24 protein-coding genes are annotated in these 21,583 nt (G+C 64.5%); 4 read left to right on the top strand and 20 right to left on the bottom strand.

From position 1 onward, the window contains the following. Nucleotides 1-21 precede the first annotated feature (21 nt). A complete protein-coding gene (clpA, locus tag ACSQ8Y_RS16495) occupies nt 22-2,325 on the bottom strand; it encodes an ATP-dependent Clp protease ATP-binding subunit ClpA (RefSeq protein ID WP_436267519.1) in 2,304 nt (767 codons plus the stop codon). Continuing rightward, nucleotides 2,322-2,624, bottom strand: a complete 303-nt coding sequence (clpS, locus tag ACSQ8Y_RS16500; protein ID WP_056402670.1) for an ATP-dependent Clp protease adapter ClpS — start codon at nt 2,622-2,624, stop codon at nt 2,322-2,324. Before clpS ends, clpA begins: the two co-directional genes overlap by 4 nt. A 337-nt stretch (nt 2,625-2,961) precedes the next feature. Between clpS and cspE the strand changes: the two genes are divergently transcribed. Further along, nucleotides 2,962-3,165 carry a transcription antiterminator/RNA stability regulator CspE gene (gene cspE / locus ACSQ8Y_RS16505; protein ID WP_019921881.1) on the top strand — a complete coding sequence of 68 codons (204 nt, stop codon included), beginning with the start codon at nt 2,962-2,964 and terminating at the stop codon, nt 3,163-3,165. Between the two features lie 173 nt (nt 3,166-3,338). Here cspE and ACSQ8Y_RS16510 read toward each other — a convergent pair whose 3' ends face one another. Both ACSQ8Y_RS16510 and icd read right to left on the bottom strand, forming a co-directional pair. Then, a complete protein-coding gene (locus ACSQ8Y_RS16510) occupies nt 3,339-3,548 on the bottom strand; it encodes a type II toxin-antitoxin system MqsA family antitoxin (RefSeq protein ID WP_436267520.1) in 210 nt (69 codons plus the stop codon). A gap of 377 nt (nt 3,549-3,925) precedes the next feature. Then, entirely contained in the window at nt 3,926-5,179 is a 1,254-nt protein-coding gene (icd, locus tag ACSQ8Y_RS16515; protein WP_436267521.1) for an NADP-dependent isocitrate dehydrogenase, read from the bottom strand. Between the two features lie 121 nt (nt 5,180-5,300). Here icd and ACSQ8Y_RS16520 point away from each other — a divergent pair, with 121 nt between their 5' ends. Further along, nucleotides 5,301-5,864 (top strand): pseudouridine synthase, encoded by a 564-nt coding sequence (locus tag ACSQ8Y_RS16520; RefSeq protein WP_436267522.1) that lies wholly within the window; start codon nt 5,301-5,303, stop codon nt 5,862-5,864. Nucleotides 5,865-5,961: 97 nt separating this feature from the next. Continuing rightward, nucleotides 5,962-7,254, top strand: a complete 1,293-nt coding sequence (locus ACSQ8Y_RS16525) for an HD-GYP domain-containing protein (RefSeq protein ID WP_436267523.1) — start codon at nt 5,962-5,964, stop codon at nt 7,252-7,254. A gap of 117 nt (nt 7,255-7,371) precedes the next feature. Here the strand turns inward: ACSQ8Y_RS16525 and ACSQ8Y_RS16530 are convergent, their stop codons facing one another. Together ACSQ8Y_RS16530 and rpsT are read right to left on the bottom strand one after the other, a co-directional pair. Beyond that, complete coding sequence (locus ACSQ8Y_RS16530) at nt 7,372-7,641, bottom strand: hypothetical protein (RefSeq protein WP_436267524.1); 270 nt, start codon at nt 7,639-7,641, stop codon at nt 7,372-7,374. A 79-nt stretch (nt 7,642-7,720) separates the two neighbouring features. Continuing rightward, nucleotides 7,721-7,987 (bottom strand): 30S ribosomal protein S20, encoded by a 267-nt coding sequence (rpsT, locus tag ACSQ8Y_RS16535; RefSeq protein ID WP_436267525.1) that lies wholly within the window; start codon nt 7,985-7,987, stop codon nt 7,721-7,723. A gap of 252 nt (nt 7,988-8,239) precedes the next feature. On the opposite strand from rpsT, the gene murJ reads away from it, so the two are divergent. Beyond that, the gene (gene murJ, locus ACSQ8Y_RS16540; RefSeq protein WP_436267526.1) at nt 8,240-9,790 is read left to right on the top strand and encodes a murein biosynthesis integral membrane protein MurJ; all 1,551 of its coding nucleotides are present in this window, start codon (nt 8,240-8,242) and stop codon (nt 9,788-9,790) included. Nucleotides 9,791-9,841: 51 nt separating this feature from the next. Here the strand turns inward: murJ and ACSQ8Y_RS16545 are convergent, their stop codons facing one another. The 14 genes from ACSQ8Y_RS16545 to ACSQ8Y_RS16610 all read right to left on the bottom strand — a co-directional run bounded on the left by ACSQ8Y_RS16545 (nt 9,842) and on the right by ACSQ8Y_RS16610 (nt 21,581). After that, nucleotides 9,842-10,330, bottom strand: a complete 489-nt coding sequence (locus ACSQ8Y_RS16545; protein ID WP_436267527.1) for an FxDxF family PEP-CTERM protein — start codon at nt 10,328-10,330, stop codon at nt 9,842-9,844. Nucleotides 10,331-10,585: 255 nt separating this feature from the next. Further along, a complete protein-coding gene (locus ACSQ8Y_RS16550; RefSeq protein ID WP_436267528.1) occupies nt 10,586-11,359 on the bottom strand; it encodes a type II secretion system protein in 774 nt (257 codons plus the stop codon). Then, nucleotides 11,334-11,714: a type II secretion system protein gene (locus ACSQ8Y_RS16555; protein ID WP_436267529.1), complete on the bottom strand. Its 381-nt coding sequence runs from the start codon at nt 11,712-11,714 to the stop codon at nt 11,334-11,336. The genes ACSQ8Y_RS16550 and ACSQ8Y_RS16555 overlap by 26 nt, the downstream gene beginning before the upstream one ends. Further along, on the bottom strand, nt 11,708-12,184 hold the full coding sequence (locus ACSQ8Y_RS16560) for a type II secretion system protein (protein WP_436267530.1): 477 nt from the start codon (nt 12,182-12,184) through the stop codon (nt 11,708-11,710). The genes ACSQ8Y_RS16555 and ACSQ8Y_RS16560 overlap by 7 nt, the downstream gene beginning before the upstream one ends. Next, complete coding sequence (locus tag ACSQ8Y_RS16565) at nt 12,181-14,250, bottom strand: secretin N-terminal domain-containing protein (RefSeq protein ID WP_436267531.1); 2,070 nt, start codon at nt 14,248-14,250, stop codon at nt 12,181-12,183. The genes ACSQ8Y_RS16560 and ACSQ8Y_RS16565 overlap by 4 nt, the downstream gene beginning before the upstream one ends. Further along, a complete protein-coding gene (locus ACSQ8Y_RS16570) occupies nt 14,250-14,978 on the bottom strand; it encodes a hypothetical protein (RefSeq protein ID WP_436267532.1) in 729 nt (242 codons plus the stop codon). The genes ACSQ8Y_RS16565 and ACSQ8Y_RS16570 overlap by 1 nt, the downstream gene beginning before the upstream one ends. Then, a complete protein-coding gene (locus ACSQ8Y_RS16575) occupies nt 14,975-15,538 on the bottom strand; it encodes a hypothetical protein (protein ID WP_436267533.1) in 564 nt (187 codons plus the stop codon). The genes ACSQ8Y_RS16570 and ACSQ8Y_RS16575 overlap by 4 nt, the downstream gene beginning before the upstream one ends. After that, nucleotides 15,535-16,110, bottom strand: a complete 576-nt coding sequence (locus tag ACSQ8Y_RS16580) for a hypothetical protein (RefSeq protein WP_436267534.1) — start codon at nt 16,108-16,110, stop codon at nt 15,535-15,537. Before ACSQ8Y_RS16580 ends, ACSQ8Y_RS16575 begins: the two co-directional genes overlap by 4 nt. Continuing rightward, entirely contained in the window at nt 16,107-16,955 is an 849-nt protein-coding gene (locus tag ACSQ8Y_RS16585) for a hypothetical protein (RefSeq protein WP_436267535.1), read from the bottom strand. Before ACSQ8Y_RS16585 ends, ACSQ8Y_RS16580 begins: the two co-directional genes overlap by 4 nt. Next, nucleotides 16,948-18,654, bottom strand: a complete 1,707-nt coding sequence (locus ACSQ8Y_RS16590) for a GspE/PulE family protein (protein WP_436267536.1) — start codon at nt 18,652-18,654, stop codon at nt 16,948-16,950. Before ACSQ8Y_RS16590 ends, ACSQ8Y_RS16585 begins: the two co-directional genes overlap by 8 nt. Continuing rightward, nucleotides 18,651-19,847: a type II secretion system F family protein gene (locus ACSQ8Y_RS16595; protein ID WP_436267537.1), complete on the bottom strand. Its 1,197-nt coding sequence runs from the start codon at nt 19,845-19,847 to the stop codon at nt 18,651-18,653. Before ACSQ8Y_RS16595 ends, ACSQ8Y_RS16590 begins: the two co-directional genes overlap by 4 nt. Before the next feature lie 49 nt (nt 19,848-19,896). After that, the gene (gene gspG, locus ACSQ8Y_RS16600) at nt 19,897-20,340 is read right to left on the bottom strand and encodes a type II secretion system major pseudopilin GspG (RefSeq protein ID WP_436267538.1); all 444 of its coding nucleotides are present in this window, start codon (nt 20,338-20,340) and stop codon (nt 19,897-19,899) included. 153 nt (nt 20,341-20,493) lie between these two features. Further along, nucleotides 20,494-20,892: a hypothetical protein gene (locus ACSQ8Y_RS16605; protein WP_436267539.1), complete on the bottom strand. Its 399-nt coding sequence runs from the start codon at nt 20,890-20,892 to the stop codon at nt 20,494-20,496. A gap of 95 nt (nt 20,893-20,987) precedes the next feature. Further along, nucleotides 20,988-21,581, bottom strand: coding sequence for a LuxR C-terminal-related transcriptional regulator (locus tag ACSQ8Y_RS16610; RefSeq protein WP_436269848.1), 594 nt, complete (start codon nt 21,579-21,581; stop codon nt 20,988-20,990). Nucleotides 21,582-21,583 lie beyond the last annotated feature (2 nt).

Raw genomic sequence — 21,583 nt, forward strand, 5'->3', positions numbered from 1 at the left:
GGCGCGTTGAACAAGCAGGGCTTATTCCACTTCCACCGTTTCCGGCGGCTGGCTCGGCGCGGCGTCCGATTCCGGGAACTCCAGCACGACCTGGTCCTTCTCGTCCAGCTCCACGGTCACGCGTCCGCCGCTCACCAGGCGGCCGAACAGCAGCTCGTCGGCCAGCGCCTTGCGGATCATGTCCTGGATCAGGCGCGACATCGGGCGCGCGCCCATCAGCGGATCGAAGCCCTTCTTGCCGAGGAACTTGCGCAGCTTGTCGGTGAAGACCGCTTCCACCTTCTTCTCGTGCAGCTGCTCTTCCAGCTGCATCAGGAACTTGTCCACCACGCGCAGGATGATCTCCTCGTCCAGCGCGCGGAAGCTGATGGTGGCGTCGATGCGGTTGCGGAACTCCGGCGTGAACATGCGCTTGATGTCGGCCATCTCGTCGCCCGCCTGCTTCGAATTCGTGAAGCCGATGGTGGCCTTCTGCAAACTCTCGGCACCCGCGTTGGTGGTCATGATGATGATCACGTTGCGGAAATCGGCCTTGCGTCCGTTGTTGTCCGTCAGCGTGCCATGGTCCATCACCTGCAGCAGGATGTTGAAGATGTCCGGATGCGCCTTCTCGATCTCGTCCAGCAGCAGCACAGCGTGCGGCTTCTTGGTGATCGCCTCGGTCAGCAGGCCGCCCTGGTCGAAACCGACGTAGCCCGGCGGCGCGCCGATCAGCCGGCTCACCGCGTGGCGCTCCATGTACTCGGACATGTCGAAGCGGATCAGCTCGATGCCCAGGATGAAGGCCAGCTGCTTCGCCACTTCGGTCTTGCCGACGCCGGTCGGGCCGGAGAACAGGAAGGAGCCGATCGGCTTGTCGGTCTTGCCCAGGCCGGCGCGCGCCATCTTGATGGCCGACGACAGCGCCTCGATCGCAGGATCCTGGCCGAACACCACGTTGCGCAGGTCGCGGTCTATGGTTTGCAGCTTGCTGCGGTCGTCCTGGTTGACGGTTTGCGGCGGGATGCGCGCGATCTTGGAAATGATTTCCTCGATCTCGGTCTTGCCGATGGTTTTCTTCTGCTTGGACTTCGGCAGGATGCGCTGCGCGGCGCCGGCTTCATCGATCACGTCGATGGCCTTGTCCGGCAGGTGGCGGTCATTGATGAAGCGGGCCGCCAGTTCGGCTGCGGTCGACAGCGCCGACGCCGAGTATTTCACGCCGTGATGCTCCTCGAAGCGCGACTTCAGGCCGCGCAGGATCTGCACGGTCTGTTCGACGGTGGGCTCGTTGACGTCCACTTTCTGGAAGCGGCGCGACAGCGCGTGGTCTTTCTCGAACACGCCGCGGAATTCCGTGTAGGTGGTCGCGCCGACGCACTTCAGCTGGCCGTTGGCCAAGGCCGGCTTGAGCAGGTTGGACGCGTCCAGCGTGCCGCCCGACGCCGAACCGGCACCGATGATGGTGTGGATCTCGTCGATGAACAGGATGCCGTTCGGGTTGTCCTTGAGCTGCTTGAGCACCGCTTTCAGGCGCTGCTCGAAGTCGCCGCGGTACTTGGTGCCGGCCAGCAGCGCGCCCATGTCCAGCGAGTAGACCACGGCGTTCTGCAGGATCTCCGGCACGTCGCTCTGCGTGATGCGGTACGCCAGGCCTTCGGCAATGGCGGTCTTGCCCACGCCCGCCTCGCCCACCAGCAGCGGATTGTTCTTGCGGCGGCGGCACAGGATCTGGATCACGCGGTCCACTTCCTCTTCGCGGCCGATCAGAGGATCGATCTTGCCTTCGGCGGCGGCCTTGTTCAGGTTCTGCGTGAACTGGTCGAGCGGGCTTTCCTTCTGCTGGCCTTCGCCGCCCGGAGCGCCCTCCTCCACGCCTTCCGAGGCCTTGGCGGCATCGGTCTGCTGGTCCTTGCGCACGCCGTGCGAAATGAAGTTGACCACGTCCAGGCGGGTCACGCCCTGCTGGTGCAGGTAGTAGACCGCGTGCGAATCCTTCTCGCCGAAGATGGCCACCAGCACGTTGGCGCCGGTGACTTCCTTCTTGCCGTTGGAAGCGGACTGCACGTGCATGATGGCGCGCTGGATCACCCGTTGGAAGCCCAGCGTAGGCTGGGTGTCCACTTCGCCCGTGCCAGGCACGGTCGGCGTGTTGTCGCCGATGAAGTTGGTGAGGGTTTTCCGCAGGTCCTCGATGTTGACTGCGCACGCACGCAACACTTCGGCCGCCGAAGGATTGTCCAGCAACGCCAGCAGCAGATGCTCTACCGTGATGAATTCATGCCGTGCCTGCCGAGCTTCGACAAACGCCATGTGCAAACTTACTTCCAATTCCTGCGCAATCATACTTCCTCCATCACACACTGCAGGGGATGGCCTGCCTTGCGTGCATGCGTTAATACAAACTCCACTTTGGTACTCGCGATATCTTTCGAGAAGACCCCGCACACGCCCTTGCCGTAGCGATGCACGCTCAGCATGATCTGGGTGGCCGTCTCACGGTCCTTGTTGAAGTACTCCTGAATGATGGCCACCACGAACTCCATCGGGGTGTAGTCGTCATTCAGCAACGCCACCTGGTACAGGGGAGGCGGTTTGAGCGTCTGCCGTTCCAGCAGCTGTTCGGTGTCATGCTTGGTTGCCATACGCTTATATTCTAATGCTTTCGGTGTCGTTGCGAAGTGCTTTGTGGACGTAAATCCATTTGTATTCCATCTTACGCGTTTTCCCGACTTGGCGCAGATGGCGCCCGTCACCGCAAAATCAAGAGTTGCTTTTTTGACGGCCCCGGCAGCTGTTGCAAGAAAAGTACTATTCAGCCTGCGAAAGCGCTTGACATTAAAAATTGTTCCGCCAACAATGCGATATCGACTTGTGCAGAAATGTACATGTTGATAAGAAGTGAGGCGTCGAGGAGGGGGCAGGAAGCTTCTTGCTTTTATGGCTCGTGTGATTCGTTTTTAATTGAAAGTTCTTCTTATTATGGCAACAGGTACTGTTAAGTGGTTCAATGACTCCAAAGGCTTTGGCTTCATCACTCCAGATGATGGCGGCGAGGATTTGTTCGCACACTTCTCCGCAATCAACATGAACGGTTTCAAGACCCTGAAAGAAGGTCAGAAAGTTCAGTTCGAAGTCACCCAAGGCCCTAAAGGCAAGCAAGCTTCCAATATCCAGTCGACCTGATAGGCGACCGCTGTTGCGGAAGTGAAAAACCCTGCAAAGCGTGGGGTTTTTTTTCGTCCCTGCCCGGCGCGGGAGGGGCCCTGCCTGAGCACGCTCAAGCGCCCGCTTCTTCACGGCCCTGTAAGCGGCGTTCTGCGCACCGCAAAATTCGGCCTCCGGTGCCGATACACGCGCTATTTTGAGGCGGAATTGACTTCGCGGTTGAACGCAAGCATGGCGTCGCCGATGCGCTTGCTTTCCTTGTCGGTGAAGATGCACTCGCCGCAGGCGCCGCAAAACTCGCCCGTGACAGCGGGGATCACTGTCGATTTACCTTCGTAGTGGTAAGGCATATCCTTGGTCTGCCGCACCAGGCTGCCCTCTCCGCAAAATGGACACTGCATATTTACTGCTCCTAATTAGCTCGTAGCTCCAGCATACACCGTACTGTTGCCGCAAACAAACAGCCATGCACGGTTACATAGCGCGCGGCCACATGCAGGCCGCAGCGGGAAACAACACTTGCGTATCAGTAGTATCAGTTCGGTGTCGCCAAATGAAGGGTATCTCGAAATACCTGTCGGTCCGCATCGGCAGACCGCTGCGCAGGGCTCGCCCCCCCCCCCCCCGCGGGAACCAATACGTCGCATGCTCAGAGAGGTAGTATGGATTCCCGCCTGCGCGGGAATGACGAATTTGGGCCATGGAGGCGGAATTGAAAAAGCCCCACTCTTCGACGAGAATGGGGCCTCAGGCTTGCCGGCGGCGGGCCGCCACAGCACTACATGTTTTCGATCATCACATCGCCGAAACCGGAGCACGACACCTGGGTGGCGCCTTCCATCAGGCGCGCGAAGTCGTAAGTCACTTTCTTCGAGGCGATCGAGTTTTGCATCGACGAAATGATCAGGTCGGCCGCTTCCAGCCAGCCCATGTGGCGCAGCATCATTTCGGCCGACAGGATCAGCGAACCCGGGTTCACGTAGTCCTTGCCGGCGTACTTCGGCGCGGTGCCGTGGGTGGCTTCGAACATGGCCACCGAGTCGGACAGGTTGGCGCCCGGCGCGATGCCGATGCCGCCCACTTGCGCCGCCAACGCGTCGGAGATGTAGTCGCCGTTCAGGTTCAGGGTGGCGATCACGCTGTACTCGGCCGGGCGCAGCAGGATCTGCTGCAGGAAGGCGTCGGCGATCGAGTCCTTGACGGTGATCTCGCGGCCGGTCTTCGGATTCTTGAACTTGCACCATGGGCCGCCGTCGATCAGCTGCGCGCCGAATTCCTTCTGCGCCAGGGCGTAGGCCCAGTCGCGGAAGCCGCCTTCGGTGTACTTCATGATGTTGCCCTTGTGGACAATGGTCACCGACGGCTTGTCATTGTCGATGGCGTACTGGATCGCCTTGCGCACCAGGCGCTCGGTGCCTTCGATCGACACCGGCTTGATGCCGAGGCCCGAGGTTTCCGGGAAGCGGATCTTCTTGACGCCCATCTCCTTGATCAGGAAGTCCATCAGCTTCTTGACGCCTTCCGAACCCTGCTGATATTCGATGCCGGCGTAGATGTCTTCCGAGTTTTCGCGGAAGATGACCATGTCGGTCTTCTCCGGCTCCTTCACCGGCGAGGGCACGCCGGTGAAGTAGCGCACCGGGCGCAGGCAGACGTACAGGTCCAGCTCCTGGCGCAGCGCCACGTTCAGCGAACGGATGCCGCCGCCGACCGGCGTGGTCAGCGGGCCTTTGATCGACACCACGTAGTCCTTCAGGACCTTCAGCGTCTCTTCCGGCAGCCACACGTCCGGGCCGTACACGGTGGTCGATTTCTCGCCCGCGTAAATTTCCATCCAGCTGATCTTACGCTGGCCGCCGTAGGCCTTGGCCACCGCCGCGTCGACCACCTTGATCATGACCGGGCTGATGTCCACGCCGGTGCCGTCGCCTTCGATGTAGGGGATGACCGGATGGTCGGGAACTGTCAGGGAAAAATCGGCATTGACGGTGATCTTCTGGCCGTCGGCTGGAACTTTGATATGTTGAAACATCGTAATCTCCGGGTGAGTGGGGTCATGCGTCGCTACTAGAATTCAGGTCTTCTATAAGACATAAGACATGTGTTTCACATTATGCACCAGTATTTTGCCGGGCGCCACGGTACAATTCGTTATGCCGCTCATCTTATTCAATAAACCATTCCAGGTATTGTGCCAGTTTTCCCCGCAGGCGGAGCGCGAAACGCTGGCCGACTACGTCAAGGTGCCCAACGTCTATCCGGCCGGCCGCCTGGACGCGGACAGCGAGGGTTTGCTGCTGCTGACCGACGACGGCAAGCTGCAGCACGACATCGCCCATCCGGACCGCAAGGAAGCGAAGGTCTATCTGGTCCAGGTCGAGGGCGTGCCCGACGCGGCCGCGCTGGCCCGGCTGCAAGCCCCGCTCAACCTGGGCGACTTCATCACCAAGCCCTGCCAGGCGGTGCGCATCGCCGAGCCCGGATGGCTATGGCCGCGCAAGCCGCCGATCCGCAGCCGCGCCGGCGTCCCCACCGCCTGGCTCGCCATCACCTTGCATGAAGGGAAAAACCGCCAGGTGCGGCGCATGACGGCCGCCATCGGCCACCCTACCCTGCGCCTGGTGCGCAGCGCGATCGGCGGCATCTCGCTGGCCAGCCATCCTTTGCTGCCGGGCGAGTGGATGGAAGTGTCGCCAAAAGACCTGCGCCCGGCATAAATCGCTGGCAAATATGCAATCTGTTTGATGCAGCGCAATACGTTTTACCGTATATTTGAGGACATGGAGACGCCGCTTTGCAAGGAAGGGCCGTTCTATGCCGGACATCGACGCAAGCAGCACGCCGCAGGCCCCCGTCGGCGAGAACCCGCATTACTTGCAGGCAGTTGCCGAACTGGGCAATGAGCGCAGCGTCGTCGCCCACCAGGACATCTATTCCTCCACCGGCATCAAACTGGTGGCCAAGGGCGCCCGTCTCACGCCGCAGCAATTCGAACGCCTGACCCAGCACAAGCTGAGCGCGCCGCTGGACCATATGCTGGAGAGCGAACGCCCGGTCGACGCCAACGCCCTGGCGGCCGCCGCCGCGCGCATCCTCGACCATGAGCCGGTGTATGCGCGCCTGGCCGCGCGCACCGGCGATCCGCTGGCGGTCAAGCACGCGCTGGCGGGCGTGAAGCTGCCCAAAGCGCTGCTGATGCGGCTGACGGTGATGCGGGAGCGGCGCAGCGAGATGTTCGAACATTCCATCCGCGCCGGCATGATCGCCCACGCGCTGGCCCAGCGCATGGGCTTGCCGGCCACCGAGCGCTACAACCTGCTGATGGCGGCCCTGTGCCACGACTTCGGCGAGATGCACACCGACCCCGCCCTGCTGGCGGCCGGCCACGACATCACGCCCGAGGAACGCTGCTACATCCATGTGCATCCGGTCACCAGCTATGTGCTGCTGCACGACCTGGCCGGCTTTCCACAAGTGGCCGCGCTCGCCATCCTGCACCACCACGAGCGGCTCGACGGCAGCGGCTATCCGCACGGCTTACGCTGCGACAAGATCGCGCCGCTGGCCAAACTGCTGGCGGTGGCCGACGTGGCCGAGACCATCATCCGGCGCTTCGACCTGCCGCGCCTGGACGTGCTGGTGCGCCTGAACCAGACCCGCTTCGACCATCGCGTCGTCAACGCCCTGCGCGACCTGATCCACGCCTCGCCGGAAGACGCGCTGGCCAAACCCAACGAGCACGGCGCGATGACACAGCTGAGCCATCTGGCCGATCTGCTGCAAGCCTGGCCGGTGCTGCGCGGCAGCTTCGCGGCGGCGGTGGCCCCGCGCGATCCGGACGACACGCCGCTGGCCTTCCTGTTCGAACGCATGGCCAACATCCGCGGCCTGGTGCTGCAGGCCGGCTTCGACCCCGACCACGTGGACACCATGCTCAGCATCGCGCGCGAGGACCCCGGCATCCTGGGCGAACTGCGCGCCTTGCTCGACGAGCTGGAATGGCTGCTGCAGGACCTGGCCAATGAAATCGGCCGGCGCGAACCCGAGCTGGTCGACATGCCGCACACACCGCTGAACGGCCTGGTTTCGCATCTGCGGCAGGGCTGAAAAGCGCTGGCATTGATGCGTCGCAGCAAAAATAGTGTCCGCTTTTGCGAAAAATCATGTCAACTGGAATGTGTTTTCCGCGTTTATTGAAGCAGATTCATCCGAATCACCGAGTGTTCAAAAACCACTAAAGGAAAACGCCATGTCCAAACTCATCGCTGCTCTGGTTGCATCCCTGTTCGCTGCCTCGGCTTTTGCCGCAGCGCCCGCCGCTTCCGCATCCGCTTCGGCCATGGCGTCCGCTCCTGCAGCGTCCGCGCCTATGGCATCGGCGTCGGCTTCGATGGCCGCCTCCGCTCCCAAGGCGAAGAAAGCCAAGAAGGCATCCGCTTCCGCCTCGGCAGCCGCTTCCGCAGCATCGGCCGCATCGAAATAATCCAGGCGCAAGCACAAAAACCCGCAATGGCTTGCGCCATGCGGGTTTTTTTGCTTTTACTGCCAGGCGGCGCGGACGCCGCCAGCGGAATTAAGCGGACAGTGCTTTCAGGGCAGCTGCCAGACGGCTCTTATGGCGAGCTGCCTTGTTTTTGTGGATGATCTTCTTGTCGGCGATGCTGTCGATGGTCGACACGGATGCCTGGAAGATTGCGGTTGCAGCCGCTTTGTCGCCAGCCTGGATCGCTTTACGAGCCGCTTTGATCGCGGTGCGCAGGGTCGAACGCTGGGACGAGTTGTGTGCGTTTTGCTTGACTGCTTGACGAGCGCGTTTGCGCGCTTGTGCGGTATTTGCCATGGAAGTTCCTAATCGTTGTCAAAGTTCGTTTGCAAACAATAGCGTTTGCCAAACAGGTGTTTGTTCAGTCTGTCTGCCTAACCATGTAAGCCAAGGGACGCTGGCAAAACATTAGTGTCTGCGATACTGAAATCTGTACAGCCTTAAATTATAGCGGGCTTTTGACGCCAGGGCAATTCCCAATACCGCTAATTGCCCTTTTCACACGATCTTAAGTCTGTGCGCATGGGGCTGCCGCTATAATCGGCGCCCATGAACCTGCTCAAAACCCTCGCCGCCATCTCCAGCATGACCATGCTGTCCCGCGTTACCGGCCTGCTGCGCGAAAGCCTGTTTGCGCGCGCCTTCGGCGCCGGCGCCTACACCGACGCCTTCATTGTCGCCTTCCGCATCCCCAACCTGCTGCGCCGGCTGTTCGCCGAAGGCGCGTTTTCGCAAGCCTTCGTGCCCATCCTGGCCGAATACAAGAACCAGCACGGGCAGGAGGCCAGCAAGGAGCTGGCCGACCACGTGGCCACCACGCTGGTGTGGGCCACGGTGCTGGTGAGCGTGCTCGGTATTATAGGCGCCCCGCTGTTCGTCTACCTGATCGCCACCGGCCTGCGCACGACGCCCGAGGCGTTCGACGCCTCGGTCTGGATGACGCGGCTGATGTTCCCCTACATCGCCTTCATGTCCTTCGTGGCGCTGGCCGGCGGCATCCTGAACACCTGGCGCGAGTTCAAGATCCCGGCGTTCACGCCGGTGCTGCTGAACCTGAGCTTTATCGCCGCCGCGCTGTTGCTGGCGCCGCGCATGGCGCAGCCCATCTACGCGATGGCGATCGCGGTGTTCGTCGGCGGCGTGCTGCAGGTGGCGATCCAGGTGCCGTCGCTGATCCGCATCGGCATGCTGCCGCGCATCTACCTGAATCCGGCGATCGGCCTGCGCGACGGCGGCGTGCGCCGCGTGCTGAAGAAGATGGGGCCGGCCGTGTTCGCCGTGTCGGCGGCGCAGATCAGCCTGATGATCAACACCAGCATCGCCTCGCGCCTGGCTGAAGGCAGCATTTCCTGGCTGTCCTACGCGGACCGCCTGATGGAGTTCCCGACCGCCATGCTGGGCGTGGCGCTGGGCACGATCTTGCTGCCCAGCCTGGCCAAGGCCAACGCGGACGCCGACCACGAGGAATACTCGGCGCTGCTGGACTGGGGCTTGCGCCTGACCTTCCTGCTGGCGCTGCCGGCGGCGGTGGGCATGGCGGCGCTGGCGGTGCCGCTGATCAGCACCCTGTTCCACTATGGTAAGTTCTCGGCCGAGGCGGCCACCATGTCGGCCCAGCCGCTGATCGCCTACAGCGCCGGCCTGATCGGCATCATCCTGGTGAAAACGCTGGCGCCGGCGTTTTACGCCAAGCAGGACATCCGCACCCCGGTGAAGATCGCCGTCGGCGTGCTGATCGCGACACAGGTGATGAATCTGTTGTTTGTTCCCTACATCGCCGTCGCGGGACTGGCACTTTCAATCGGACTCGGGGCCTGCATCAATGCCGCTTTCCTTTACATGGGGCTGCGCAAACGCGGCGTGTATCAACCGAAAGCCGGCTGGGGGAAATTTTATTTGAAACTTTTGGTTGCTGTCAGTTTGATGGGCGCGGCCGCCTGGTTCGGCCAGTTGCAGGTCGACTGGCTTGCAATGCAGCAGCATCCTTTCCTGCGGGCAGGAGCGCTCATGCTGTTAATCACGAGCTGCGTGGCAATATATTTCTTGGCGTTATTTATAATGGGCTTCCGCTTCCGCGATTTTAAACGCCGTTCCAAATGACAATCTAAAAAAAACCCGCTTGCGCGGGTTTTTTTAATGCTGGATCCCGCTTCAAGCGTCGGTATTTTTTTTGCGGCGAGCCAGGAAGCCCAGGATGCCCAGGCCACCCAGCAGCATGCCGTAGGTAGCTGGTTCCGGTACCGCCGACACCGTCACTTCGCCGCTGTATTTGGCGCCGGTCATGCCGGTGCCGAACAGGTTCAGCACGAATGGCGCGGCGCCGGTGTGCTCAACACCGAAGAAGCGCAGCTTGCCGCCGCCATAGGTGGCGCCGGTGGTGCCGTTCAGGTTCGACTGGGTGCCATCGAAGGTCAGGTTCTGGCCGGAGATCGTCACGACGATCTCGTACAGGCCTGGTGCCAGGCCGCCAAAAGTGATCACGTCGGAACCGCCCGACAGGACGTCGTCGGTAGGCGATTTAACGGATTGGAAGAAGTTGTTTGCCAGTGGATTGTCGTCCAGAATGACCAGCTGGTCGGCTGCCATGGCGGAGAAGGATGCTGCGGCCATCACGCTCGCAACAATAAGTTTCAATTTCATAGATTATCCTTAAAAAGTTGATGTTATTGGTCGATGAGCTAACCAACGTTGATCGGGACTGCGAAAACAGCATAGCATAATAGTCCAAAAAGTCTTGTTCTTTTGATTATATTTAATTTCCAATAATAAAGTAATTTATGCAAGAATATTTCTAATGTTGCAACGCAATATTTCACAAATTAAACTAAAAATTCCTAACTGAAAATTACGGGCAAAAAAAGGCCCGGCATGCAGGGCATCCGGGCGAGGAAGGCGTTATTTTTGCGGCTCGGGCGGCGGGTCGGGCTCGGGCTTGGCATCGTCCGCCGGCGGCGGCTCGGGCGCCGCGGCCGGCTCGGGCTCGGGCTCGGCCGGCGGCTCGGGCGGCGGCGCTGGCTGGGCCGGAACCGGCTGCATGCCAGGCACGGCCGGATCGGGCGCGCCGGACGGAGGAAGCTGCCCGGGTTGCAGAGGCTGCCCTGCTTGCTGGGGCTGCCCCGGCAGCGGCGGCTGCCCCGGTTTGCCCGGCTGGGGCGTCGGCGCGATGGCGTCGCCGGTGCGTACGAAACGCCACTCGGACAGGCGCCGCTTGCCCGCGAAGCCCTGGAAGCGGGCCGGGAAGTTGGCGACCTTGATGGGCTTGGCGTCGGACAGGCTGTACACCGCCAGCACGCCGGTGGTGCCGGACGCGTACTGGATGCCCCACTCGGCCTTGCCCGTCATGGGGTCGACGAAGATCTTGCGCAGGTGGCGGCGCATGCTGGGGAAACGCTTGTCGTGCAGCAGTTCCTTCAGCGACGGCGGCTGCGTGGGCTGTCCCGGCGGCGTGGCCTGGGCGTAGCTCTGCAACGCGTCGCTGAACTGGGCGCCGATATTGAGCAGCTCGCGCTCGGCTGCGCTGCGGTGCATCAAGACGCCCACCTTCAGCGTGGTGGCGCTGACCAGGCCGATGATGGCGATCAGGATGATCAGGCTGAGGTAGGTGAAGCCGGCGCTGCTTCCGCCGCTCCGCCTGGGGCCCGGCCTACCACTCCGCGTAGGGCTTGCCATGGCGGTCATTGCCGGGCGCTCCGCTCTTGAGGTCGGCCACGCCGCCTTTGCTGCCTTCCGCCGGCGCGATCAATATCCAGCTGGTGCTGCTTTCGGTGATGGGATCGACCGGCAGTGCGCGCAGGTATTTTTTCTCGACCAGCTGGTCCAGCGTCTCCGGATAGCGGCCCGTGTCGCCGAAGTACTGGTCGATGGTGGCGCGCGTGTTGCGCAGGTTGTCGGCCAGGATGGTTTCCCTGGCGCTGTCCACGCTGGGGAAATAGCGCGGCACGGCCAGCGTCAGCAGCAGCGCGATGATGCCCAGCACCACCAGCAATTCGATCAGAGTGAAGCCCTTGTTCTTCATGCTTACCATTTCCGGTAGGGGACGCCGTTCAGCCCCGTTTGTTCGGACAGCGAATACACATCGTACACATCTTCGCCCTCGCGCGGCTGGTCGGCCTCGCTGGCGTAGCTGCGCTTGCCCCAGCTCTGCGCCTCGGTCGCCTCGGCGTCGGCACTGAAGGGGTCGCGCGGCACGCGGCGTAAAAAGTAGATCTTGCTGTGCTTGGGATTGCGCTGGTCCGGCACGCCTTCGACCAGCAGCTCCAGGTTCTTCGGATAGCCGGTGCCGACCACGCTCTTGGCAATCCGGCCCTCGTCATAGGCTTGCTTGTAGGCGTCGATGGCCTGGCGGATCTCGTTGAGCGAACGGCGCAGCTCCTGCTCGTTGCGGCGCTGTATCGTCACCTGCGCCACCGGAATCACGAGCGTGCCGAGCAGGCCGAGGATGGCCAGCGTCACCAGCAGCTCGATCAGCGTGAAACCGCGGCGCCGTGCGTTCATTTTGCGGGCGGCTGCGGCTGGGCCGGATCGACCGTGGAAGGCTGGGGCTGCGCTTGTTCCGGCTGCGGCGCGGCGACGCTGGACGCCGGGCCCGGCTGCACGTTGGACAGCGGCACGCCGGCCGGCGCGGCGGGGTTGGCAGGGGTGCCGGTCTCCGGCGCCATCTGCCCTGGCATGGGCACCGTCAGCGGCTGCGCGCCCTGCGCCGGCGGCGGCAACTGCGGCGCCGACGGACGCACCGGCGCACCGGGTGCGCCGGGTGCGCCTACCGTCGGCGGCAGCACCTGCACCCGCGCCACCGGATCGGGACGGCGGCGGAAGTTGCCCTCGGTGCCGGCCGAGAATTCGGCATTGGCCGCTTCCGGCCGCTGCACGTTGCGGATCAGGTGCGGCGTGATCGACAGCACGATCTCGGTCTTCTGCTTGTCGTCCGTCGTGCTGCCGAACAGGCGGCCGAGGATGGGCACGTCGCCGAACAGCGGCACCTTGCTGCCGTTGCTGCGGTCTTCATTGTTGATCAGGCCCGCCAGCACCTGGTTCTCGCCGTCCTTCAGCTGCAGCATGGTGGAGGCCTGGCGCGTGCCGATCTGGTAGGCCTTGGTGCCGGACTTGGTCTCGACCTGGCTCACCAGGTTGCTGACCTCGAGCGCCACGCGGATCGCCACCTCGTTGTTCAGGTAGATGGTCGGCTCGGCGTTCAGGGTCAAGCCCACGTCCACGTAGCTGACCGACTCGCTGGCGAAGCCGCCGGTGCCGGGCGAGATGGTGGTGGTGATCACCGGCACCTTGTCGCCGATCAGGATCTTGGCCTTTTCCTTGTTGCGCACGCGGATGCGCGGGTTGGCCAGCAGATTGCTGTCGCCGTCGGTCTTGTTGGCGTTGGCCTTCAGGTTGATGGCCGAGACGCCGATGCTGCGCTGGTTCAAGTGGTTCAGGTCGTTAATCGTCAGCACCGTGCCGCCGCTGGAGATCAGCGGGCCGAAGGTGACGCTCGACGGCCAGGCTATGCCCAGCTCCATGAGGCGCGTGCGCTTCACTTCCAGGATCTCCACTTCCAGCATCACTTCCGGCTCGGCCACGTCCTGCAGCGCCACCAGGCGCTCGGCCAGGCGGATCGCCTCGGCGTTGTCGCGCACGATCAGCAGGTTCAGTTTTTCGTCCACCACCACATCGCGCGACTTGAGGATGGTCTTGAGCGTGTTGGCGACGGATTTGGCGTCGGCATTGGCCAGGAAGAAGGTCTTGATCACCATCTCCTGGTATTCCTTCAGCTTGGCCGCCACGTTGGGGTAGATCAGGATGGTGTTGCCGTCCAGGACCTGCTGCTCCAGCTGGTTGGTCATCAGCAGGTAGTAGACGGCCGCTTCGACGGTGCTGTTCTTCAGGTAGATGGAGGCTTTCTGGTCGGTCTTCACGTCCTTGTCGAACACAAAGTTCAAGCCGGAGCGGCGCGCGATCACCTCGAACACCTGCTTCAGCGGCGCGTCGCGGAATTCGATGGTGATGGGCTGCTTGAACGATTTCGCCAAGCCCACGTCGGCCGAGGGCTGGGCGCTCTTGTCGTTCACGTCGCGCAGCATCAGGCGCGCTTCCTCGTGCGACGGTTTTTCCTGCAGCACGGCGCTCAGGCGCTGCTTGGCGCCGTCGTAGTCCTTCTTCGCCGCCAGCTCGGCGGCGGCGGCCACCATCTTGTCGAGCCGCTCGGACGACTCCACCGCGCGCACGCCGGCGCGGGCACGCTCGTTCATCGGATCGAGCCCCTGCGCGCGCTGGTAGCCCTGCAGCGCCTGCGTGCGGCGGCCGGCGGCCAGGTCGCGGTCGGCCTGGTCCATATAGCGGATCGCCGCGCGGTCGCGCGTCTGCAGGTAGGCGGAACGGTACTTGGCGTTGTTCGGGTCGGCCGAGATCGCCTCCTGGAATTTCTGCAGCCCTCCCTCGGGATTGTTCTGCTCGACCAGCGTACGGCCTTCGCTGAAGGCCATTTGCCCGGCACAGCCGGCCAGGGCCAGCGCCACCAGCGAGGCCATGGCCGTGGTTTTCAAGATGCGGTGTGGTGTGCGGGCCATCAGTCGGGAACTCCAATATTGAGCTGCTGGGTTTGATTCAGCGGCAGATAGGTTAGCGTCAGCATGGGCGGCGCGATGGTGTCGACGCGGTAGACGCCGTCGATGACCGTCTTGTTGCGCACCAGGTAAGTCTTGTCGGCGCGGACCAGGAACACTTCCCATGCGCCGTCGGCGGCGGCCTTGCCGATGTAGGTGAAAGGCAGCGGCGGCGCTTGCGGCGGCGGCGGTGGCGGCGGCGGTGCCGGCGGCGGCGGCGGCGGTGGCGGCGGGGTCCAGCTCTTGCTGCCGAACAGCCCTTCGCCGCCGCCGAAGCGGCCCTCCGATTCGCCCAGCAGCTCGTCGCGCGGCGCCAGGCGCAAGATCTGCACTTCGGCGGACGCGGCGCCTTTGCCAGCATTGGCGGCCGAATTGGCGGCTGAATTGGCGCTGGCGTTCGCCGCCGGCGCAGGCGCAGGCTGCGCGGCAGCAACGGTTGCGGTGCCTGCGGCATTTGGTAAGCCTGCCGCGCCTGGACTGGCAGCGGCGCCGCTTGCCGGGGCGGCTGCGGGCCGCGCGCGCGCAATGGATGTGGTCGACCCGGCGGCAGACACGGTCACAGCCCCGGCGGCGGGTGCGCGGCGCTCGCTTGCCTCGGCCACGTCGCTGCCCGCCGGCGTCTTGTCGCCGAACCATACCAGGCCGGCGGCGGCGATGAGCGCCGCGCCCATCAGAAGGTGGCGCGGCTTCACGGCTGGCCCGGCATGACACCGTCCTTGAGGTAGAGCGTGAAACGCATGCGCGCTTCGACCTGCGTCGCGTTGACGTTCTCGCGGCGAAAGCCGATATCGTCCAGCGCGGCGAACGGCAAGGCGCGCAGGGCTTCCAGCGCGAACTGCCAGATGTCCTGGTAGCTGCCCTTCACCGGCAGCACGATCTGGTAGCTGGTGACGCGGCTTGCTTTGTCGTAGACGAATTTGTACTCGCCCTGGTTCAGGCTCAGATGTGCTTTCGCGGCCAGCCCGAACAACACCTTCACGTGCTGCTCGCTGTGGCGTTTCTCGCCCAGCGTTTCATGGAACAGCGCCAGGTTTTCATTGGCGGACGGCGGCGGCGCCACCACGGCCAGCGCAGCGGGGACCGGCAGCGGACGCGCGAGCGCTTGCTGCTGCACGGCGCGCTGCGGTATCAGCCAGGCCCACGCACCGGCACCCAGCACGCACAGGCTTACCGCCGCACAAGCGCCGGGACCCACCCGCGCCGCCGCCAGGCGGGCGCGCAGCAGCAAAGCCGATAATGGCACTTGCTTCATCGCGTCCCCCACTGTGCTTCAACCTGGAAGCGGATCGGACGGTTCGGGTCCAGGTCGCTGACCTCGTGCCGTACCAGCGCGGCGCCGGTGAAAAATTCCTGCTCTTTAAGCTGTTCTATGTAGGCGATCATTTCGTCCGCGTTCTTGGCTTCGGCGCTGATCTTGAGCAGCTGCTTGTTCGGATCGGGCTCCAGCGCCAGCAAGGCGATGGCGGGCGGCGTCGCGGCGGCGATGGCTTCCTGCACGTCGGCCCAGGGCAAATTCAGTTGCAGCACGGCGGTGTTGACGGCCTTGCCCAGCGCGTCGGATATCTGTGTCTTGGCGGCGCCGCCGGCACCGGGCGCGCCTGGTGCGCCTGCGCGCTGCTGCACTTGCAGTCGGCGTTGCTCGCGCTCCATCCGGCTCACCTGCTCAGCGCGCGCGCGCTGCAGGGCCACCATCCGGTAGCCATACAGCGCGGCGCCTGTGCACAGCGCCAGTCCCAGCACGCAGCCGGCCAAGGCGGCGGGATGCAGCTGGTACAGCGAGCGGCGCCAGCCCGGCGCGGCGAAATCGATGCGCATCTTCCTCATGCCGCCAGCCCTCCGCGCGCCAGCACGCTGGCCAGCGACCACTTGTCCTCGCCCGGCAAGCCCGCGCCCAGCGCGACGCAGGAAACCTGGTCCGCGTTGGCGGCGGGCTTGGCCAGCAGCGCCGGCACCTGGCCGCACAGCTGCAGCATGTGCGGCGCATCCAGGCCCGCCAGCAGCGCTTCGCGCTTCAGCGTCTGCGCCAGCCAATACGGGTCGGCGCCGCGCGGCAGCGGCAGCGCGCGTACTGCGCGCAATTGCTTGTTGTCGATAACAGCCAAAGTCAGCAAATTGTCGTGCACCTGGCCGAACCAAGCCCCCGCTTTCACGGCGCCCTGCCAGCGGTTCCACGCCGTGACGAAATGCGGCAGCACCTCCACCACCGCCATGCCATGGTCGGCGGCGGCCTGTTCCAGCGTGGCCAGCAAGGGACGCTGGATGGCGGCGGCGAAGAACGGCGCACGCGCATCCCAGTCGGCGACGATTTTCCAGTTGGCGGCGGGCTCGCCGTACAAGCTGAAGAAACGCAGCGCGGCGGCCGCCTCCAGGTCGGCCTGGCGCGCGGCCAGTTCCGGCGGCGTGACCTGCCACATGCGCGCCAGTTCGTCGGCCAGCACGAAGCCGACCGGCCAGCCCTGCACGTCCTGCCCGGCCAGCAGTTCGCGCAGCGCGAGGCCGATGGCGTGGTGGGCATGTTGCGCGCTCGCGTCTTCCGGTGAGAAGGGCTGCTCGGCCAGCAATTCGGCCTTGCCGCCGAACCACCGGCTCGTTTTCAGCAGGCTCACCGCGAAGCCCGACACGCCGATGCGCAATGCCTGTCCCGGCAGTCTGTTAAAAAGCTTAGGCATGCAATGTCACCCGTTTGATTTCGGACAGCGTGGTGCCGCCCCGCTTCACCAGTTCCAGCGCCGCCAGGCGCAGGCTGCGCGTGCCGTTGGCATAGGCGGCGGCCTTGATCTGGCGGATGGGTTTTTTGTCCACGATCAGTTCCCGGATTTCGTCGTTCAAGGTCAGGATCTCGGCGATCGAGCGGCGGCCCTTGTAGCCGGTGCCCCGGCAGTCGCCGCAGCCCTTGCCTTCCATGAAGCGGTAGTCGAAGACATCGGCGCGGCTCAGGTTCACGCTGGCCAGTTCCTGGTCCGACGGCGTGTATTCGGCGGCGCAGTGCGGGCAGTTGATGCGCACCAGGCGCTGCGCCCAGATGCCGTTGAGCGCCGACACGAAGGCATAGGGGTCGATGCCCATGTGCGTGAAGCGGCCGAATACGTCGAACACATTGTTGGCGTGCACGGTGGTGAGCACCAGGTGGCCGGTTAGAGCGGACTGCACGGCGATTTCGGCCGTCTCGCGGTCGCGGATCTCGCCGACCATGATTTTGTCCGGGTCGTGGCGCAGGATGGAGCGCAGGCCCTTGGCGAAAGTCAGGCCCTTCTTCTCGTTGACCGGGATCTGCAGGATGCCGGGCAGCTGGTATTCCACCGGGTCTTCGATGGTGATGATTTTTTCGCGGCCGTTGTGGATCTCGGTCAGCGCGGCATACAGCGTGGTGGTCTTGCCCGAGCCGGTGGGCCCGGTCACCAGCAGCATGCCGTAGGCTTCCTGGGCCAGCACGCGCAAGGTGGCCAGCGAGGGCGCGTCGAAACCGAGCGCCTCGAGCGTGAGCGAACCATAGGCTTCGATCATGGCGCGCTTGTCGAGGATACGGATCACCGCGTCCTCGCCGTGGATGCTGGGCATGATGGAGACGCGCAGGTCGATCTCGCGGCCGCCGGCTTCGACGCGGAAGCTGCCGTCCTGCGGGATGCGGCGTTCGGAAATGTCCAGTTCGGCCAGCACCTTCAGGCGCGAAATGATCTGCTCGGCCACGTCGATGCCGTTGACGGAGGTGGCGTGATCGAGCACGCCGTCCACCCGGTATTTGACGGCCAGGCCGCCGGCGGTGCTTTCCAGGTGGATGTCGGAGGCGCCGGCCTTGAGCGCGTCGTACAGCGTGGAGTTCACCAGGCGCACGGCCGGGCTGGCCGCTTCCGAGACGGAGGCGAACGAGAGCACGGCCGCGGTCTTGCCGTCGCGCCGCCCTTCGCTGGCGCCGGGCAGCAGGCTGTCGACCGCGCGCACCGATTCCTCCTGCTTGGACAGATAGGCCTGGATGTCGGCCTGCAGCGCCAGCCGGGTTTGCAGCGGCGCGTGCGGCGTGGCGCGCGCCTGTGCGCCCAGCCAGGTTTGCAGGTCGAGGTCGAAGGGGTCGGCGATCACGCCCACCAGCAGGCCGTCGTGCGCGCGCAGCAGCACGCAGCGGCGCGCCATCGCCTGCGACAGCGGCAGCAGGTCGAAAGCCGGCGTGAAGCCCAGCATGTCCACCGTTTCCAGCACGGCCAGGCCGAAGGGCTGGGCCAGCGAGCGTACCACCAGGCGCGGCTCGGCGCCGGTCAGCGCCTCCAGCTCGTCCACCAGGGAACGCTTGGTCTGTTCGCAACGCGCTCGGGCGCGGGCCAGCATGGCGCTGTCGATCGCCGCAGTCGCGGCGGTCGCCGGGGTTGGCGTCATGACATGTCTCCAGCGAGGTCGAAAATAGGCATATAGAGTAACACTACGATGGCACCCACCACCAGGCCGATGCAGGCCATCAGCAGCGGCTCGAAGGTGCGCGTGAAACGGTCGATCCAGCGGCTGATCTCGCCGTCGTAGAACGCGGCGGACTGGGTCAGCATCGGGCCCATGTCGCCGGTGCGCTCGCCCACGCGCAGCATGCGCAGCGAAATCGGCGTGGTCAGGCCGTTGGCCTCGAAGGCCGACGACAGCGGCAAGCCGCTTTCGATGGCCAGGCGCGCGGCCTGCAATCCCTCGCGCACCATGGGCGAGACCATGCCTTGCACGGTTTCAATCGCGTGCACGATGGTGATGCCGCCTTCGCTCAGCATACCCAGCGTCAGGTAGAGGCGGGACAATTCATAGATGCGCACGCGTTCGCCGATGCCCGGCATGCGCGACATCAGGCGCAGCAGGCCGCCGTTGGCCATCAGACGCCGCACGCCTATCACCAGCGAACCGAGCACCAGGGCCAGGCCGCCCAGCAGCGCGGTGGTGTTGCCGGCGGCGAACTGCCCCCAGCTCAGCATCATCTGCGACATCCATGGCAGGTTGCGGCCGGCGCCCTGGTAGACCTCGGCGAAACGCGGCACCACATAGGTGATCAGGAACAGGCTGACGCCGCCGCCGACCAGCAGCAGGATGGATGGATAGATGGCGGCGCTGACGATTTTGGCGCGCACGATGTCGATGCGCTGCTGGTAGTCGATGAAGCGCGACAGGGAGCGCGGCAGGTCGCTGGTGCCTTCGGCGGCCTTGACGATGCCGACGTAGAGCGGCGGGAACAATTCGGGCTGGTCGGCCAGCACGGCCGAAAAACGCTGGCCTTCGCGCAGGCCCTCCAGCAAGCGCCCCAGCACGCTGCGCGTGGCCGGGCTGGTTTCCTTTTCGAGCAGCGCTTCGAGCGCTTCGACCACGCCCAGGCCGGCGGTGAGCAGCGCCAGCAATTCCTGGCTGAACAGCACCAGCGACAGTGATTTGCCCTTGCCCTTGCCCAGTTTCAGACCCAGGCCGGCGCCGGCCGGATGGATGGCGCTGACGAACAGGCCGCGCGCCTCCACCTGGCGGCGCGCATCCGCTTCGTCGCGGCCATCGATGACCTGGCGGCCGATCACCATTTCCGGCGACAAGGTACGAACTTCAAACTGCATGGCGGGACCGCTGCTGTACTGGTGGTTTAGACTGGTGGTTCAGGCTGGCTTACTGGGACGAGATGTCGGCGTTTTCGCCTTCGCCGCCGGGCTGGCCGTCCTTGCCCAGCGACAGAATTTCATACTCGCCCTTGGTGCCGGGCGCGCGGTACTGGTAAGGCTTGCCCCACGGGTCGGGCGGCACGCCCTTCTTCAGATAGGGACCGTTCCACTTGGCGCCGGCCGACGCGGGCGCGGACAGCAGCGCGGCCAAGCCTTCCTCGGCGCTCGGATAACGGCCCACATCGAGGCGGTAGGTGTCGAGCGATTTTTCGAACGCTTCGATCTGGGCCTTGGCGATGGTGACTTCCGATTTGCCCAGCTGGGAGAAGTACTTGGGTCCGACATAGGCTGCCAGCAGGCCGATGATGACGATCACCACCAGCAATTCGAGCAGCGTGAAACCCTGAATGCGGCGTACCGCCTTGCGACCTGAAACCTGTGCTGCCTGCATCCGAACGACTCCTCTATGCACTGCTGAAACTGGGTGTATGTTTTTCTAGGCTACCACGAGCTTTGAGGTTTCTACAATCTTTTCTTCAAGAGAAACGATCATGTGACAAACATGCATTTTACGCAATGCGGCATGCGCCGATCCGGCCCGCCTTCAGTCGGCACGGCCGCCGGGACCCAGCGGTGGCCGCGGCGCGGTGCGGCAGTGGCCGGCATGGCAGACCGCCCCCGGGTCCGGTGTGACGGCGCAGGTGGAGGCGACGCCGCTCTCGGCGTTGGCTGCGCGCCGCACCTCGGCGTGGCGCTCGGCCAGCCGGGCCGCTTCCGGCAACTGGGATTCGGAGACAGCCAAATAGGCTTCAGGCCCGCCGCAGGCCTTGGCGCCGACCGGCACCGTGCGGCATTGCGCGCTATTGGCGCAGCTGGCCGACGCGCTCAGCGCGCGCAGGCGGGCCATCAGTTCGGGCCTGGCGGCGTTTTCGGGGGCGGGCGCGGAGACCGAGGGCGCGCAGGCACTGCAGCCCAGCAACAACGGCAGGATCAGGTGGCGCATGGCGGCGGGTCCGTGGATGCAATGCGGCCATCATGGGCCTGGCGGGTGGCAGCGTCAAGCGGCGCGCCAGCGCGGCCAGACCGGCTCTGAGCGGCTCAGTGCGGCGCGCCGCTGCGGCTGCCGCCACCGCTGCCATGGTTGCCATGGTTGCCGCCACTAAGGTTGCCGCTGCCGTGGCTGCTAGCGCCGTCCAGCAGGCGCAGCGCCATGCCGCGCGCCACCGCCTGGGTACGGTTGCTGACACCCAGCGTCTTGTAGATGCGCTGCAGATGGTTTTTCACGGTCAGTCCGCTGATGCCGAGAATCTGGCCGACTTCCTCGTTGCTCTTGCCTTCACCTACCCAATGCAGGATTTCCATCTCGCGCCGGCTGCAGGGGCGCTCCCCTGCCCTGGATCCGGCCTGCGGGCCGGCCGTGGCCAGCCGCAGCAGCGCCAGGTGCAAATGCGGCAGCAGCGCTTCGCCATGGCGCACCAGGTGGAGCTCGGGCCGGTGCTCGGGCATGTGGCTGGGCTGCTGGCCGGGCCGGGGGCGCGGCTGGAGGGCGGGCTGGGCGGCGGAATGAGGGTTCGGCCGCGCGGCAGGCTGCGGGTTCGGCTGAGCAACGAGCTGGGGGGCGAGCTGCGGGGCGGACCGCAGGCCCGGCTGGGTGACGGCTTGATGGCAGGGCTGGCCGCCGGCGCTCGACATGG

Origin of the sequence: Pseudoduganella sp. LjRoot289 (genome assembly GCF_964252925.1) — a bacterium.
Classification (GTDB): domain Bacteria; phylum Pseudomonadota; class Gammaproteobacteria; order Burkholderiales; family Burkholderiaceae_D; genus Rugamonas.

Excerpts from the sequence above, each read along its gene's own strand:
- clpA (WP_436267519.1), bottom strand. The coding sequence starts at position 2,325 with ATGATTGCGCAGGAATTGGAAGTAAGTTTGCACATGGCGTTTGTCGAA.
- clpS (WP_056402670.1), bottom strand. The coding sequence starts at position 2,624 with ATGGCAACCAAGCATGACACCGAACAGCTGCTGGAACGGCAGACGCTC.
- cspE (WP_019921881.1), top strand. The coding sequence starts at position 2,962 with ATGGCAACAGGTACTGTTAAGTGGTTCAATGACTCCAAAGGCTTTGGC.
- ACSQ8Y_RS16510 (WP_436267520.1), bottom strand. The coding sequence starts at position 3,548 with ATGCAGTGTCCATTTTGCGGAGAGGGCAGCCTGGTGCGGCAGACCAAG.
- icd (WP_436267521.1), bottom strand. The coding sequence starts at position 5,179 with ATGTTTCAACATATCAAAGTTCCAGCCGACGGCCAGAAGATCACCGTC.
- ACSQ8Y_RS16520 (WP_436267522.1), top strand. The coding sequence starts at position 5,301 with ATGCCGCTCATCTTATTCAATAAACCATTCCAGGTATTGTGCCAGTTT.
- ACSQ8Y_RS16525 (WP_436267523.1), top strand. The coding sequence starts at position 5,962 with ATGCCGGACATCGACGCAAGCAGCACGCCGCAGGCCCCCGTCGGCGAG.
- rpsT (WP_436267525.1), bottom strand. The coding sequence starts at position 7,987 with ATGGCAAATACCGCACAAGCGCGCAAACGCGCTCGTCAAGCAGTCAAG.
- murJ (WP_436267526.1), top strand. The coding sequence starts at position 8,240 with ATGAACCTGCTCAAAACCCTCGCCGCCATCTCCAGCATGACCATGCTG.
- ACSQ8Y_RS16545 (WP_436267527.1), bottom strand. The coding sequence starts at position 10,330 with ATGAAATTGAAACTTATTGTTGCGAGCGTGATGGCCGCAGCATCCTTC.
- ACSQ8Y_RS16550 (WP_436267528.1), bottom strand. The coding sequence starts at position 11,359 with ATGGCAAGCCCTACGCGGAGTGGTAGGCCGGGCCCCAGGCGGAGCGGC.
- ACSQ8Y_RS16555 (WP_436267529.1), bottom strand. The coding sequence starts at position 11,714 with ATGGTAAGCATGAAGAACAAGGGCTTCACTCTGATCGAATTGCTGGTG.
- ACSQ8Y_RS16560 (WP_436267530.1), bottom strand. The coding sequence starts at position 12,184 with ATGAACGCACGGCGCCGCGGTTTCACGCTGATCGAGCTGCTGGTGACG.
- ACSQ8Y_RS16565 (WP_436267531.1), bottom strand. The coding sequence starts at position 14,250 with ATGGCCCGCACACCACACCGCATCTTGAAAACCACGGCCATGGCCTCG.
- ACSQ8Y_RS16575 (WP_436267533.1), bottom strand. The coding sequence starts at position 15,538 with ATGAAGCAAGTGCCATTATCGGCTTTGCTGCTGCGCGCCCGCCTGGCG.
- ACSQ8Y_RS16580 (WP_436267534.1), bottom strand. The coding sequence starts at position 16,110 with ATGAGGAAGATGCGCATCGATTTCGCCGCGCCGGGCTGGCGCCGCTCG.
- ACSQ8Y_RS16585 (WP_436267535.1), bottom strand. The coding sequence starts at position 16,955 with ATGCCTAAGCTTTTTAACAGACTGCCGGGACAGGCATTGCGCATCGGC.
- ACSQ8Y_RS16590 (WP_436267536.1), bottom strand. The coding sequence starts at position 18,654 with ATGACGCCAACCCCGGCGACCGCCGCGACTGCGGCGATCGACAGCGCC.
- ACSQ8Y_RS16595 (WP_436267537.1), bottom strand. The coding sequence starts at position 19,847 with ATGCAGTTTGAAGTTCGTACCTTGTCGCCGGAAATGGTGATCGGCCGC.
- gspG (WP_436267538.1), bottom strand. The coding sequence starts at position 20,340 with ATGCAGGCAGCACAGGTTTCAGGTCGCAAGGCGGTACGCCGCATTCAG.
- ACSQ8Y_RS16605 (WP_436267539.1), bottom strand. The coding sequence starts at position 20,892 with ATGCGCCACCTGATCCTGCCGTTGTTGCTGGGCTGCAGTGCCTGCGCG.
- ACSQ8Y_RS16610 (WP_436269848.1), bottom strand. The coding sequence starts at position 21,581 with ATGTCGAGCGCCGGCGGCCAGCCCTGCCATCAAGCCGTCACCCAGCCG.